This window comes from Alkalibacter rhizosphaerae (genome assembly GCF_017352215.1).
Classification (GTDB): domain Bacteria; phylum Bacillota; class Clostridia; order Eubacteriales; family Alkalibacteraceae; genus Alkalibacter; species Alkalibacter rhizosphaerae.
This window is the reverse complement of the sequence record NZ_CP071444.1, coordinates 855,591-870,464: the sequence shown is the minus strand read 5'-3', so window position 1 is coordinate 870,464 and position 14,874 is coordinate 855,591. Positions and strand designations below refer to the sequence as shown.

12 protein-coding genes are annotated in these 14,874 nt (G+C 39.8%); 10 read left to right on the top strand and 2 right to left on the bottom strand.

Going from position 1 to position 14,874, the window contains the following annotated elements:
* Positions 1–27 precede the first annotated feature (27 nt).
* The 5 genes from J0B03_RS04205 to J0B03_RS04185 all read left to right on the top strand — a co-directional run bounded on the left by J0B03_RS04205 (position 28) and on the right by J0B03_RS04185 (position 6,988).
* Positions 28–1,302 carry a hypothetical protein gene (locus J0B03_RS04205; RefSeq protein ID WP_207300610.1) on the top strand — a complete coding sequence of 425 codons (1,275 nt, stop codon included), beginning with the start codon at positions 28–30 and terminating at the stop codon, positions 1,300–1,302.
* 95 nt (positions 1,303–1,397) lie between these two features.
* A complete protein-coding gene (locus J0B03_RS04200) occupies positions 1,398–2,621 on the top strand; it encodes a lipopolysaccharide biosynthesis protein (protein ID WP_207300609.1) in 1,224 nt (407 codons plus the stop codon).
* A gap of 303 nt (positions 2,622–2,924) precedes the next feature.
* Positions 2,925–4,091, top strand: coding sequence for a nucleotide sugar dehydrogenase (locus tag J0B03_RS04195; RefSeq protein WP_207300608.1), 1,167 nt, complete (start codon positions 2,925–2,927; stop codon positions 4,089–4,091).
* A gap of 30 nt (positions 4,092–4,121) precedes the next feature.
* Positions 4,122–5,471 (top strand): Gfo/Idh/MocA family oxidoreductase, encoded by a 1,350-nt coding sequence (locus tag J0B03_RS04190; protein WP_207300607.1) that lies wholly within the window; start codon positions 4,122–4,124, stop codon positions 5,469–5,471.
* Between the two features lie 305 nt (positions 5,472–5,776).
* Positions 5,777–6,988, top strand: coding sequence for an IS256 family transposase (locus J0B03_RS04185; RefSeq protein WP_207300985.1), 1,212 nt, complete (start codon positions 5,777–5,779; stop codon positions 6,986–6,988).
* 13 nt (positions 6,989–7,001) lie between these two features.
* Here the strand turns inward: J0B03_RS04185 and J0B03_RS04180 are convergent, their stop codons facing one another.
* Positions 7,002–7,793, bottom strand: a complete 792-nt coding sequence (locus tag J0B03_RS04180; protein ID WP_207300984.1) for an IS3 family transposase — start codon at positions 7,791–7,793, stop codon at positions 7,002–7,004.
* 93 nt (positions 7,794–7,886) lie between these two features.
* Between J0B03_RS04180 and J0B03_RS04175 the strand changes: the two genes are divergently transcribed.
* The 3 genes from J0B03_RS04175 to J0B03_RS04165 all read left to right on the top strand — a co-directional run bounded on the left by J0B03_RS04175 (position 7,887) and on the right by J0B03_RS04165 (position 11,147).
* On the top strand, positions 7,887–8,375 hold the full coding sequence (locus J0B03_RS04175; protein ID WP_207300606.1) for a transposase: 489 nt from the start codon (positions 7,887–7,889) through the stop codon (positions 8,373–8,375).
* Positions 8,372–9,430: an IS3 family transposase gene (locus J0B03_RS04170; RefSeq protein ID WP_207299438.1), complete on the top strand. Its 1,059-nt coding sequence runs from the start codon at positions 8,372–8,374 to the stop codon at positions 9,428–9,430. Before J0B03_RS04175 ends, J0B03_RS04170 begins: the two co-directional genes overlap by 4 nt.
* 217 nt (positions 9,431–9,647) lie before the next feature.
* Entirely contained in the window at positions 9,648–11,147 is a 1,500-nt protein-coding gene (locus J0B03_RS04165) for an IS5 family transposase (RefSeq protein ID WP_207300605.1), read from the top strand.
* Between the two features lie 109 nt (positions 11,148–11,256).
* On the opposite strand, the gene J0B03_RS04160 is transcribed toward J0B03_RS04165, so the two are convergent.
* Positions 11,257–11,754, bottom strand: a complete 498-nt coding sequence (locus J0B03_RS04160) for a transposase (RefSeq protein ID WP_207300604.1) — start codon at positions 11,752–11,754, stop codon at positions 11,257–11,259.
* A 104-nt stretch (positions 11,755–11,858) separates the two neighbouring features.
* Between J0B03_RS04160 and J0B03_RS04155 the strand changes: the two genes are divergently transcribed.
* Together J0B03_RS04155 and J0B03_RS04150 are read left to right on the top strand one after the other, a co-directional pair.
* Entirely contained in the window at positions 11,859–12,008 is a 150-nt protein-coding gene (locus J0B03_RS04155) for a hypothetical protein (protein ID WP_207300603.1), read from the top strand.
* A gap of 81 nt (positions 12,009–12,089) precedes the next feature.
* Positions 12,090–14,870: a S8 family serine peptidase gene (locus tag J0B03_RS04150; protein ID WP_207300602.1), complete on the top strand. Its 2,781-nt coding sequence runs from the start codon at positions 12,090–12,092 to the stop codon at positions 14,868–14,870.
* The last annotated feature ends 4 nt before the right edge of the window (positions 14,871–14,874 follow it).

Here is a 14,874-nt window from a genome sequence, read left to right as displayed (position 1 = left end):
TGTTTATTAATTGATAGGATGTTTTTGATGAAAAAAAATAGACCAATTAAATCAAAAGAAATGATTAAGGGATTACTAAATAGTTTCAATAATAAGTTTGAAATATACGAACATATATTTCTATTTTTATACTTGGTTGTATATAAAATAATTCTTGAAATTATTTATGTCAATAGTTTGGTGCCACAATTTGATTATTATGGTCTTGAATTAAATGTGAATGTAGGTAAACTTTTAATTTCTTTTGTTATATTATTTTTAGTTTATTGTTTTTTACCAAAGGATAAAAGCTATCCTTCGACCTTTTTATACCTAATAATGATAATTATGATGTATATTCCGACCCTATCGTACTATTGGTTGAATAACAAAAGCACTGTGTATATTCTAAGTTTAAGTATATGCTTTATTATTGTTTCAACAGTTACGAGATTAAAACATAAGAAGATTGGTTTCAAACACATTAAATTAAACGTTGCGCTAGACTTCATATTTTGGATATATATATTTATAAGTGTATATGTTGTAGTTAAAAGAGGTGGAATTGATGTTCGAGCATTTAATTTTCAACAGATTTATAATCTTAGATCAGAGTATAATTTAGATCGTTTATCTGGTTATTTATATAATTGGTCAGCTAAGGGATTTGCACCTTTTTTCTTAATCTATTTTCTTCATAGAAAAAATGTAGTTAAAACGGCGATAGTACTAGTAATGCAGATGGTTATGTACTTAAGTTTTGGAAATAAATTATTCCTATTTTCATTAGCATATTTGATATTTATTCAGTTTGTATTGAGAAGTAATTTAAATTCATCAAAACTCTTTATCGGATTAATGTCATTAGGGAATCTAATTGCTTTAGTATTTGAAAAATTAAAAATAACTACAATTTTGAGAGATGTTTTGCCATATCGCTCGTTATTTGTTCCAGCTATGGGGCAATTCAGATATTACGATTTTTTTATGGTTCACGATAAATTGAAGTTCTCTGAAGGAATAATTGGAAGGATACTATCGATTGAGTATCCATATAATAAACCAATAGGTTTTATTGTAAATCAATTTTTTAGAGGTACAGAATTTCTGAGTAATGGAAATACAGGAGTATTTTCATATGCATTTGCGGATTTTGGGTTTCTAGGAATGATTTTGGCAGCAATAATAGTTGGTCTGCTTTTTTGGTTAACTGATTGTGCAACTTACAACTTACCAGTTGTAGTTTCAGCTGGGGTCTTAGCCTTTTCAATGGTTATATTTAATGATACGGGTTTGTTGATTAGCTTGTGGACTGGGGTATAGTAATTATTATATTATTATTGATAATTTATAATGCCCAAATCGAAAGTATGAATCGCGACTAAAATGATTGTGCATAAATCGGAAGAGGTATCGACATGAAACTTAAAAATTTAAAAATATTTAATAATAAAATTTATAATGACTTTATATTGAATATAATAGCGTCTATAATATATACATTTTCAACGCAGTTTATAGCTTATCCATATCTGAGTAGAATTGTTACAACATCGGAATATGGAATGATTCTAACAATGATGGGGATTGCCAATGCAATTGGAGTATCAATTGGGAATCCCCTTAACAACACAAAAATAATTCTACATGAAAGTTATAAAGAACAAAAGAACAAAGGCGACTTCAATAGTATTTTTGTTGTTGGATTGTTTTTAAATACATTATTTGTAACAATACTAGGAATTGTTGTGCAAAAGGGATTTTCTTTAACTGTCGTGGGAGTAGTTGTGATTTCATCTTTGGTATTATTTAGATCATACTATAGCGTAACTTTTAGAATAATTATTAACTATAAAAAAATGCTATTGGCAAACATTTTTGCATTTTTAGGTATTGCAGTAGGATCTCTGATAGCTTATAAAACTGGCATCTGGTTTTTTACTTTTATTTTTGGCGAATTATTTTCATGCAGCTATATTTTTTTACAATCAAAATCTTTGTTTAATGAAAAATTTAAGAGAGGTTTAGTTTTTAATGAAACTTTAAAAAAATATTTGTTGATTATGTCGGGTGTTTTTATAGCTACTACAATGACTTATATGGACAGATTTTTTATTTTTCCATTTTTAGGTGCAGAACAAGTTTCAATATACAATGTGTCATCCTTCTTAGGAAAGACTGCGGGGATTATAATGTCTCCAATTTCTGCAGTTTTATTGACTTACTACGCAAAGCAGTCTGTTTTGACTTTAAAGCAATTTTATTTAAGATTTGGAATTTTCGTCGCATTTTCAACAATATTTTATTTATTTGTTTTAACTTTTGGAATACAGATTACACGTTTTTTTTATCCGACAATAGTTGATAGTGTTCTGCCATATTTCAGAATTGCAAATTTAGCTACAACCATATTTATATTAGGGAATACCATTCAACCTACTTTAATTAGATTCTGTAACGCTAAATGGCAACCGTTAATACAGATGTTATATATATTAATATATGTATTACTCGGAGTATTTTTGATGAATGAGCACGGTTTGCTAGGGTTTTGTTTTGCTGTCCTTATTGCTAATATAATAAAAATAATTTTTATGGTGGTCGTAACGACATTAAGCTTAAAAAATGATATAAAAGTATGAATCAATACATCGTTTAGAATAAAATAGTATTTGTTATTTTAGAATACTATTGCTAGATTATAAATTTAATTTTTGCATTTATAAGAAATCAGAATTTGCGAAAATCATAACGTCAACTTACAAAATATTGACTAGGTTTTTATAGCCTTATTCACGAGATATGGCGATTAATATTTTTATCATATAAAATAAAAAGCTGTTCATATCTGAAAAGTGTAAAAATTCAAGGTGACTATTATCAAGTAAGTGCAACTCTTCGTTATTTGAAGTGAAACATTTAATAAATTTAGGAGGTAAGAATCCATGAAAATTACTATCGCTGGAACTGGCTATGTCGGCTTATCCAATGCCATACTTTTAGCACAGCATAATGAAGTTATCGCTTTGGATATAATTAAAGATAAAGTTGACAGGATAAACAATAAAAAGTCTCCAATTGTTGATCTGGAGATTGAAGAATATCTTGCAACGAAAGATTTAAACTTAACAGCGACTACAGATAACTTTGAAGCATTCAAAGATGCTGACTATGTCATCATTTCAACACCAACAAACTATGATCCTGAGAAGAACTATTTTAATACGAGAACGGTAGAAGCTGTAATTGCAAATGTATTATCGATAAATCCAGAAGCTGTAATGATTATTAAATCTACGGTACCTGTTGGATATACAGAGTCAATCAAAGAAAAATTCGATACCGAGAATGTTATCTTCTCACCTGAATTCTTAAGAGAAGGAAAAGCTCTATACGACAACTTGTACCCTTCAAGAATTGTTGTAGGAGAGCAATCGGAGAGAGCAAAAGTATTTGCTGAGTTATTAGCTGGGGGAGCTATCAAAAAAGACATTCCAATTCTTTATACAGATGCAACAGAAGCAGAGGCTATTAAATTATTCGCCAATACTTATCTTGCACTTCGTGTAGCTTACTTCAATGAGCTTGACTCATACGCAGAAGTGAGGGGTCTTGATACTAAGCAGATTATTGAAGGCGTAGGACTCGATCCACGTATCGGCACACACTACAATAACCCTTCATTTGGCTATGGTGGATACTGCTTACCAAAGGATACAAAGCAACTTCTAGCGAATTACCAGGATGTGCCGCAGAACATCATGTCTGCCATAGTTGATGCTAACCGTACGAGAAAAGATCATATTGCAGATATGATCATTATGAGACGACCTAAGATTGTCGGCATCTATAGACTTACAATGAAGATGGATTCTGATAACTTCCGTCAGTCTGCAATTCAAGGTGTTATGAAACGTATCAAAGCAAAAGGAATTGAAGTTGTAGTGTTCGAGCCTGCTCTTCATGAAAATGAGTTTTATCATTCAAGAGTTATCAAGGACTTTGAGGAGTTTAAGAAAATCTCTGATGTTATCGTAGCAAATAGATTATCTGATGAAATCAAAGATGTGAAAGACAAGGTTTATACAAGAGATATATTTAGTAGAGATTAAATTATTATCAAATAAAAAGGGTGATAAATAATGAAAAAAGTAATAACCTACGGAACATTTGATTTATTTCATGAGGGTCACTACAGGCTCCTTGAACGTGCAAAAAAATTAGGAGACTATTTAATTGTTGGTGTGACTACCGAGAATTACGATGATAGCCGAGGTAAATTAAATGTCCAAGAAGGCTTAATGAAAAGAATTGAAAATGTTAAAAACAGCGGATTGGCTGATGAGATTATTATTGAAGAGTATGAAGGTCAAAAAATTAATGACATACAGAAAAATAAGGTAGATATATTTGCTATAGGTTCTGACTGGTTGGGTAAATTTGATTATTTGCGTGAATACTGTGAAGTAGTATATCTTGAAAGAACCAAAGGCGTTTCGAGCACTCAATTAAGAGCAGAAAATAATGGGATCCTTAAACTTGGTGTAATCGGTTATGGTAGAATTGCTAATAGGTTTATAATTGAATCAAAATATGTGAGTGGTGTAAATGTTGAGGGTGTTTATGGACCTAATCCAGAAGCACTTAATAAATTTGCTAATAAACATGAATTAGCTTTCTATGAGACTGATCTAGACAGCTTCTTTGACAAAATTGACGCAGTATACATTGCATCGCCGCATCTGACACATTACGAATACATCAAAAGTGCACTAAATAGAGGTAAACATGTTTTATGCGAAAAGCCTATGGTTTTATCGGAAAAAGAAGCAACAGAAGTCTATAAGATAGCCAGCGATAAGAAACTTGTTCTGCTAGAGGCCATAAAAACTGCTTATGCTCCAGGATTTATTAGACTAGTTAGTGTAGCAAAAAGTGGTTTAATAGGTCAGATCAAAAATGTAGATGCTACATTTACTAAATTAGTGGAAGGAAATATTCGTGAGCTTCAAGCACATACTGCTGGTGGTAGTATGACAGAGTTAGCTACTTATCCACTTTTAGCGATTGTTAAACTATTGGGCACTAATTTTGAGGATGTTGATTTTTATTCATATATGGATGAAGAAAAGAACATTGATTTGTTTACTAAAATCAACATAAAGTTTGATAAAGCAATTGCTTCAGCTAAGGTTGGTCTAGGAGTTAAATCAGAAGGTGATTTAATAATTTCTGGGACTAAAGGTTACGTTTTTGTACCGTCTCCATGGTGGAAGACAGAATACTTTGAAGTTCGTTATGAAGATTTCAGTAGAAATAAAAAACACTACTATAAATTTGAAGGTGATGGACTAAGGTATGAGTTGGCAGAGTTTGTATCTATGATTCATAAGGGATACTATCAAACATACAAGCTAATGCCAAACGACTCAGTAGCAATAAATAGTGTGATTGAAAAATATCTTAAGGGCAAAAATATTAAGAAGATTTAAAGGCATAATTCTATAGCTAAGACCCCCGGTGTTTGTCAACATAGTTGTCAGTAAATCCTATAAAATCTATGATGATATTTCTTCAATGAATTCAATAGATTCTTCATTTTCTGGGTTTAGCCAAACTCTCTCTTCTAGATTCCAGTTACGGATGTTTCGAGACCATCTATTAGGATTTTTTAGCTTTGCTGCTTCATATACTGCTTTTCGATTGGGAGTGTAAAATAAATTGTGCTTTTAGCTAATCCAACTATAATAACATTAAGGAGTTGTTGGAAATGGCTAAGAGCAAAAATCCAAGAATTATGTCCCAGGATCAAGTAAGGCAGTTTATCAAAGAAAACGAGATTCAATCCGTGGAGGATATCCAAAACGTCCTCAAAGACATGTTTGCAGAAACGCTGCAAGGCATGCTGGAAGGGGAAATGGATACTCATCTCGGGTACCAGAAACACGAAGATGCCAAAAAAGAAACTGCAAATCGTCGAAATGGACATAGTTCCAAATCAGTCCGCAGCGATTATGGCGAAGTGAGTCTGGACATTCCACGGGATCGAGAGAGTGAATTCGAACCTGTAATCGTCAAGAAAGGCCAAAGAAACGTGACCGGCATCGAAGATCAAGTCATAGCCTTGTACGCCAAAGGGGTCAGCACAAGAGACATTCAAGCTCATTTGGAGCAGCTCTATGGGATTGAGGTTTCCCCTACCTTGATATCCAACATTACAAACAAAATTATGCCTACCATAAAGGAATGGCAAAACCGCCCTCTTATGAGGACTTATGCCATGGTTTTCTTGGATGCCATTCATTATAAAGTCAAACAAGATGGTATGATTGTCAATAAAGCGGCCTATATGGTCATCGGCATCGACATGGATGGACAGAAGGATGTCCTGGGCATGTGGATTGGCGAAAACGAAACCTCCAAGTTCTGGCTGGTAGTACTCAACGAACTGAAAAACCGGGGTGTGGAGGATATTCTTATTGTCAGCGTCGATAATCTAAAAGGTTTTAACGAAGCAATCGCTGCCTGCTATCCGCAAGCAGAAATCCAAAAATGCATCGTTCACCAGATTCGCAACAGTGTTCGATACGTCAACTATAAGGATCTACGAAAAGTTACAGCTGATTTAAAACCAATCTATCAAGCACCCAGTGAGGAAGCAGGATTGGAGGCACTCAATGAATTTGAAGCCATTTGGGGGAGCAAATACCCTCTTATTGTGAGTTCCTGGCGAAATAACTGGGCGGAACTGGCAACCTTCTTTAAATACCCGCCACAGATCAGAAAGATCATCTATACTACAAATATCATAGAAAGCTACCATCGTCAATTACGTAAAGTGACCAAAGGGAAAGCTATCTTTCCCACAGATGATGCCTTGATGAAAATGCTGTATTTAGTAACGCAGGATGTCATGAAAAAATGGACTGGACGAGTGCACAACTGGGGGCAAATCCTCCTGCAGCTGTCCGTATTCTTTCCGGAACGGGTCAAAAGTTATCTGCCGTAAAAGGGATCACTAGCTAAAAGCACAAAATTATTGACAGACCCTTTCGATTTGCTAATACAGCTTCTCCAAGTCCATTGTGTCTTTGTTCCGGGGTCAGAAAATTAAGCCCACTGTGATGATGCTCCTTGTTATACCAGCGTGCAAATTTCAGTACCCAGGTTCTTGCATCTTCTATACTTGCAAGGCCCTTACGTGGATAACCGGGACGATATTTAAGTGTTTTAAAGATTGCTTCTGCGTACGCATTGTCATTACTCACACGTGGTCTACTATTTGACGGCATAACGCCAAGCATAATCAAGGTTTCAAGTAATGTCGCGCCTTTCATCGGACTGCCATTGTCACTGTGGAGAACAAGTGGTTTCATATCTTTTGTGCGATTTTCACTCATGAAAGCTCGGCGTACAAGTTTACTGGCGTAGTCAGCGGATTCTTTTTCATAGACTTCCCAAGATATGATTTTCCGACTGTACAAATCTAGAATCAAGTATAAATAGTAATATTTACCTTTGATTCCAGCGGGCAAATATGTGATGTCCCACATCCAAACTTGATTAGGCCCATCAGCATAATGTGTTGATATTGTTCGTTTTACAGGTGCCTTAGAAATACCTCTGTGGTGTTGCATACTATATTCTTTAAGAACTTTGTACATTGTTGATTCTGATGCGATATACTCGCCTTTGTCAGCTAATGCCGGGACAATTTGACTTGGTGGTAGACTCTTATATTCTGGGCTGTTAACAACTTCTATGATTCGTTCTTTTTCTTGCCTAGTTAGTTTATTACTTGGTTCAGGTCTGATTGCATGAGGCCGTTGATCCCCCCCTGTGTTAGGATAGTTGTCGGGTGATCAAAAATATTATATGCTAGTAGCCAAGAGAGAGAGAGGATCAATATGGCTACCTACAGTAAAGAATTTAAAGACAAATTAATCAAGTTGATGTTACCACCCGAAAACAGGTCCATTAAGGAACTGGTTGATGAGTATCATGTTCATGAACAAACCCTGTATAAATGGCGTAAAAAGGCAAAATCCAAAGGGACGGTCTATCAGGATCATGCAGGCTCCAAACAAAAATATTCTAAAGAAATGCAGTTGCAAATCATTATTGAGACCAGTCCACTCAACAACCATGAGCTCTCAGAATATTGCCGACGCAAAGGCATATATGCGGAGGAAATCGAAGTCTGGAAGCAAGCATTCATCACCGGTGAAACAGCTGAAGAATCCAAGGTCAAAAAAGAACTCAAGGACAGTCAAGCAGAGCTTAAACTTACAAAAAAGGAACTGGAGCGCAAGGAGAAAGCTCTTGCCGAAGCTGCCGCACTCTTGGTATTAAAAAAAAAGATGCAAGCGATTTGGAGTTCGGACGAGGAAGATTGACCAGCCAATCAAATCGCATCAAAGTGGTTGTGGCCATCGACGAAGCAGTCCTTTCTGGAGCCAGACAGTTCAAGGCTTGCGAAGTCGTCGGTATCAGCGAGAGGACCTACCAGCGCTGGAAAGTTCAAGGTAACGATACAAAAGACGGTCGTCCGGATGCGCTAAGACCCATACCTGCAAACAAGCTGCATTTGGAGGAGGAGAAGAGGATCCTGGAGGTGATGAACCAAAAGGAACATCGAAGCCTTTCACCAAATCAAGTCTTTCATAAGCTCATTGATAAAGAAGGAATATATATCGCTTCGGTTTCAAGTTTTTATCGGGTCTTGAGATATTTTGGTCAAGTCAATCATCGGGGCTATGCAAAAGCACCCATAAGCAAGAATATTACAACACATTGTGCAACAGGCCCCAATCAGGTCTGGATGTGGGATATCACCTGGCTTCCCGGTCCCGTGAAAGGAATATACTATTACCTGTACATGATCATTGATTTATTCAGCCGCAAAGTGGTTGGCTGGGAGATCTGGGATCACGAGAGTTCTGAAAACGCCAGTGTTCTTGTGAAGAAGGCTGCGTACTCTGAAAATGTATTGATGAAGAACGAGCCTTTGGTGTTACATTCTGATAACGGAAGTCCGATGAAAGGTGCTTCCTTGTTGACAACGCTGTATAATCTAGGGATCGTGCGATCCAACAGCAGGCCAAGAGTGAGCAATGACAATGCTTATATTGAGTCAATGTTCCGAACGGTCAAATACATGCCATCTTTTCCCCATAATGGATTTTCAGATATTGAAACTGCCCGCAGATGGGTCGATGCCTTCGTTGATTATTATAATAATGACCACCACCACAGCAGCTTGAAATTTTTGACTCCCAACCAAAGACACAATGGATCGTCCGATGAGATCCTTCAAAGAAGAAAAGAAATACTGGAAACTGCAAAGGCAAAGAACCCTGAACGATGGACCGGACCGGTTCAAAACTGCACCATGGAACAAGCCGTTTGGCTGAATCCATCAAAAGAAAAAAACAGTGAAAAAGCATGCTAGCATATTTGAGAAAAGCGACAACTATGTTGACAATTACCGATCCTCATCGGGTGTGTTTTTACTTCGCCATCTAAAGAGAGTTCTTTGACTGATATTTAGGGCTTACTGAACAAAGCTAAGACCATTGAAAACACTGACTTTGATGCGATTTTTTGGTATAATAGATGCAAGGATTATACACTTTTAGTCCAAAAATCTTTGCAGATGGAGGCGCCTCATGTACATCAGAAAAACCAACCAGATCAAGTTTTCGGATGACTTTTTCCTGCCTTTTGGTGGAACGCTCAACAAAAACAATCGCTGGGTCATACTGGCCGATTTGATTCCTTGGTCCGATTTCGAGGATGCCTATGCCAAGAACTTCAAACCCTCCAACAAGGGAGAGGAAGCACTATCTGTCCGGGTTGCTCTGGGAACGTTGATATTGCAAACCAAAATGAAGCTGGTGGATGCCGAAGTACCCTTGCAGGTGATGGAAAATCCATACCTCCAGTATTTCCTTGGATATGACAGCTTTGAAGACGATAAGCCGCCGTTTGATTCATCCCTGATCACCCACTTTCGAAAGCGGTTCAAACCGGACATCCTTATGGAGATAAACAACATCATTGCCATGAAAGAGCTGGAAACCATTGCTGACAAAAACAAGGAGGACGATTCCGATAACAATAATGGTTCTGGTCCAACACAGCCACCAAATGAGGATGTTCAAATCAGCTTTGATGACATTCCGAAGAGAGGGAAATTGATCCTTGATGCTACCTGTGCACCCAGCGATATTCGCTTTCCGACGGACCTGCGCCTTCTCAACGAAGCCCGGGAAAAGTTGGAAGAGATGATTGATGTTCTCCATGCCCCAGATATCAGTGTTTTGCCAAAACCTAGAACCTACAGAAATCGCGCTCGTAAAGATTATTTGTCCCTGGAGAAGCAGCGCAAGAAACGCAGCAAGGCGATACGAAAAGCAATTCGTAAACAGCTTGGCTATGTGAAGCGGGACCTGGAATATGTAAGATCCTATCTTGAAGATCCCACAAGGGCTGAACTACTGACAAAACGCCAGAGCGACCAGCTTGGTACCATAGAAAAACTGTATGGGCAGCAACAATATATGTACGATGAGAGAACCCACAGTGTAGAAGAGAGAATTGTAAGCATTTCTCAGCCGTACATCAGACCCATTGTCCGAGGGAAAGCAGGCTCAGACGTAGAGTTTGGGTGCAAGGTCATGACAAGCGTCGTGGATGGTTACACCTTCGTAGAAAAGCTTGACTTTGATACTTTCAACGAAGGGATTCTCCTGCAGGAAGCAGTGGAACAATACCGCAGGCGCTTTGGCTGCTATCCGGAAGCCGTTCTAGCGGATTCCATCTTTCGTAACCGCAAGAACCTGGCATGGCTCAAACTTCGAGGGATTCGCATCAGCGGACCCAGGCTTGGACGGAAACCGAAAGTTGTTTCACCGGAAGTCAAGAAGATACAAAAGGCAGACAATGGTGAACGTAATGCGGTAGAAGGATCCTACGGTGTCGGCAAGAGGAAATATGGCTTGGGCCTTATTAAAACCAAGCTTGAAGATACAACGAAAAGCGTCATTATTCTACAGTTTCTGGTAATGAACTTGGACCGGAGGCTTCGGTCCCTTTTGTCGCAATTTTGGATTCGCTTCATTTGCGACATTAAGGCAAAGAATTTGGTTGCTGCCAACAGTCTGTGAATCGTTCAGCAAGCCCTATTTAGAACTTCACAAGCCTTTAATTCCCTAGCTCCATTCTTTACTGCTTCATCTATCAGGTTTATTGCAAGAATTCTGTCTTCACGAGAAATCATTCTTCCTCGTCGTCCCCCCAGATGGCTTGGGCCTTTTTTCTAAGCACGATGAGTGCTGCGGTTTCAGCAAGAGCTTCTTCTTTTCGTTTAAGTTCCTTTTGCAATTTTTTAATTTCTTTGTCTTTTTCTTTACTTTCTTTATTTAATCGAGATGCTTCTTCTGCCACGCCTCCATTGGCCTGCATACAAGCGTCTCTCCATGATTCGACCTGTTCAACATAAAGTCCCTTTTGGCGACAGTATTCAGATAGTTCTGCGGCATTTAGTGATGCTGTTTCAACTACGATCATGAACTTGTCATGAGTGCTCCATTTTTCACTTTGAGCTTCTCCGTCAGTAATAACAATACCTTTGGCCTTTGCTTCGCGTTTCCACTTGAAGAGCGTTTGCTCGGCGATGCCATTTTCTTTTGACAAGATACTTACTGTTTTATTTTGTGGTGGCATCATTTGTTTTATGATACTCAGCTTAAATTCTTCGCTATATTTAGCCATTAGAGCCTCCTGATATTTAGTCTTTCAACTAATATATATTTTTTTCGGCCTACTGACAACTAGCTTAACACATAGGGGATGTAAGGGAGGCAAGATATGCAGCCTTGTTGAATCTGTCAAAAGGAATGATGGCGATCGGAGGATTTTTGCCCCTGGCTTTTTTGCCGGATAAAGAAGTAACAGACTTTAACCGATGTCCCTCTTGGGGCACAAGGAATGTGAAGTTGACGGAAGTGGTGCATAAAAAAAGATGAGAGATCATATGTTGATCTTCACCTTTAATAAAATGCCTCTTGATGGTATGATAAACCTAAGAAATTTTCGGAGGTGAGGTCATGAAAACAGGAAGAAAACAATGGATCAATATATTGCTGTGCCTATTCCTGCTTTTCGGACCTTTTTTTGGTATTCAAGGGGAGCTCTTGGCCCAGGCGAAAGAGTCTGGACCATCTTCAGATGGAAAGATAAAGACCATCAACGTAAAAATCAAGCAGGAGCCTCTCAAGGAATTGTTTGGAAAAGATCAACAACCGGACTTTGCCCCTTTGGGCATATCCAAGGCAAAGAAAGTGGATCTTCCAAGATCAAAAAAAATGAAGAAGAGCAGATACGAAGAAACGGCGTGGTACACGGTGGAGATCCCGGAAGGGGAAGACTCTGCTGTGATCATGGAGCGACTGAGCCAGGAAGTGGATGTACTATATGTAGAAGAAAATCCGGAGAGGTATCTTTTGGAAGGGATCACGGATCCGCTACTGGAGGATCAATGGCACTTGGATGCCATCAAGGCTTCCGAAGCTTGGGGTTATGTGGAGTCCCTGGGATTGCCCGATGACGCACTGGAAGACGTGGTAGTGGCCGTCATTGATAGCGGGATTCGCACCACCCATGAAGACCTGGTGGACACTTTGTGGGTCAATGGGGGAGAAATCCCGGGAAATGGACTGGATGACGATGAAAATGGCTACATCGATGATGTCCATGGATACAACACGTATGATGATAACAGCAATATTGAAGACGTGAACGGTCACGGCACCCATGTAGCCGGCATCATTGCCGCTTCCAGGGGAAATGGTCTTGGAGGAGCTGGAGTCTCTGATAATGTTCGCATCATGCCGGTTCGTGCATCCAGTCCCACTGGATCCCTTACTGCTGCTTCCACCATTGCTGCACTGGCTTACGCCGTGGAAAACGGAGCCCAAGTCGTCAACATGAGCTATGGAGGATACGTCGGTTCTGTCATGGAAGCGGAAGCATATCTGGCGGCATCGGAGCAAGCTGTTTTGGTTGCGGCGGCAGGAAACGAAGGTAGAGCCACTTCTTCTGCAAAATCCTACCCGGCAGCTTATCCGGGTGTTCTTGGTGTAATGAGTACGGATCCTGCACCCAAGTCCGACGGAGATTATTTGTCCGACTTCTCCAACTGGGACAATCAACTTGATGACGGCATTGGCTACGAAGTAATGGCTCCAGGGGGATCGATTCTTAGTACGTTTTTTACGGGAGATCAGGCATACGGAAATAAAAGCGGAACCTCCATGGCTACACCGGTGGTGACGGGAATGGCGGGATTGCTTCGAGGCTTGTATCCTGACCCAGTGGGAATGACGCCTGGAGAAATTGGCGAGCAGATCATCCAGTCGGGGACCATTGCCCAAGGGATCACATATAATAATGTGGTCTATTCCTACCCGTATGTGGATTTGGAAAAAGCCCTGAAAATGCCAAATGCCATGGAACTGGTGCAAGACCGGATCCTTCTCCACGGAGCGGAGGATTCTTTACAGATGCAAGTGGATGTTTTGCCCCAGTATGCAGATCCATCCATGACATGGGAATCGGTGCATGAGCAGGTGGCTTTAGTAGATGATGGTGGAAATGTCACGGCTTCCGGGTATGGGGCCACAGTACTGGTTGGGACCTCTCTATTTGGTGGCTTGAGTGTCATGGCAGATGTGGTGGTTTCGGAAGCGCCCGTTGATCAGGTAACAGGCTTGGCATGGAAAAGTCAGCCGACCAACACACAACATGATTACGGAACTCCCATGGATCTTTCCGATGGGGTGGTGAAAGTGATCATGGACAGCGGTTTGATTTATGAAATGCCGCTGTTGGGATCCATGGTGGAAGGCTACGATCCTTTTGTATTGGGAGAGCAGCAACTAACAGTGGAGTTTTTCGGATATCAGCTGCAATATACGGTGGAGGTGGCGGATGTACTGGAATCCATCCAAATGAAGACCCTGCCCAACAAGATCGCTTACTTGTATGGGGAAGCATTTGCGCCAACAGGCGGAATGGTCCAAGGAAATATGGTCAGTGGAGCAAGTACACAAATTCCGTTAACAACGGAAATGGTGACCGGGTACGATCCATACAGACTTGGGAATCAGCAATTGACGGTTACGTATGACGGCAAAACCACCAGTTTTGGTGTCCGAGTGGACGATTATGCAACCTCCATTCAGATGAAGACACTTCCCACCAAGAGGACTTATAACCTGGGTGAAAGTCTGAACACCAACGGCGGGATCGTTACAGCAAACATGGCCAGCGGAGCAAAACAGGACGCAGGTTTGACGACTGCCATGGTGACTGGATTTGATCCGAACAAACTGGGGACCCAGACCTTGACTGTATCTTATCTGAACAAGACCACCACCTTTACAGTGACGGTGGTCCAACAAACCTTTGGGGTGACTTTTTCAGTGGATGGTCCCGGTGGAAGCTTGAATGCCACAGTGGACGGCAAGACCATCGCTTCCGGAGCGAAAGTCATCCATGGAAAAACAGTGCAGCTTACGGCAATTCCGTCGAAACGATATCGGGTATATGAGTGGAAGGTCAACGACAGCCTTGTGGCAGGAACGGAAACGTCGAAAAGTGTGACGGTGAACAAGGAAACTACAGTGAATGTGACTTTTGTCCTGGAAGGGGATCTAAACGACGACGGGACGAGCAATATCACCGACTTGGTCACCTTGCGTCGGTACCTGGCAGGACTCACCAACGTGGCAGGCAAAGGCAAGATTGCAGCGGATATCAACAACGACGGTAGCATCAATATTACGGATCTCGTCATATTACGGCGACGATTGGCCGGATTGGAGTAGAAAG

Excerpts from the sequence above, each read along its gene's own strand:
- J0B03_RS04205 (WP_207300610.1), top strand. The coding sequence starts at position 28 with ATGAAAAAAAATAGACCAATTAAATCAAAAGAAATGATTAAGGGATTA.
- J0B03_RS04200 (WP_207300609.1), top strand. The coding sequence starts at position 1,398 with ATGAAACTTAAAAATTTAAAAATATTTAATAATAAAATTTATAATGAC.
- J0B03_RS04195 (WP_207300608.1), top strand. The coding sequence starts at position 2,925 with ATGAAAATTACTATCGCTGGAACTGGCTATGTCGGCTTATCCAATGCC.
- J0B03_RS04190 (WP_207300607.1), top strand. The coding sequence starts at position 4,122 with ATGAAAAAAGTAATAACCTACGGAACATTTGATTTATTTCATGAGGGT.
- J0B03_RS04185 (WP_207300985.1), top strand. The coding sequence starts at position 5,777 with ATGTCCCAGGATCAAGTAAGGCAGTTTATCAAAGAAAACGAGATTCAA.
- J0B03_RS04175 (WP_207300606.1), top strand. The coding sequence starts at position 7,887 with ATGGCTACCTACAGTAAAGAATTTAAAGACAAATTAATCAAGTTGATG.
- J0B03_RS04165 (WP_207300605.1), top strand. The coding sequence starts at position 9,648 with ATGTACATCAGAAAAACCAACCAGATCAAGTTTTCGGATGACTTTTTC.
- J0B03_RS04160 (WP_207300604.1), bottom strand. The coding sequence starts at position 11,754 with ATGGCTAAATATAGCGAAGAATTTAAGCTGAGTATCATAAAACAAATG.
- J0B03_RS04150 (WP_207300602.1), top strand. The coding sequence starts at position 12,090 with ATGAAAACAGGAAGAAAACAATGGATCAATATATTGCTGTGCCTATTC.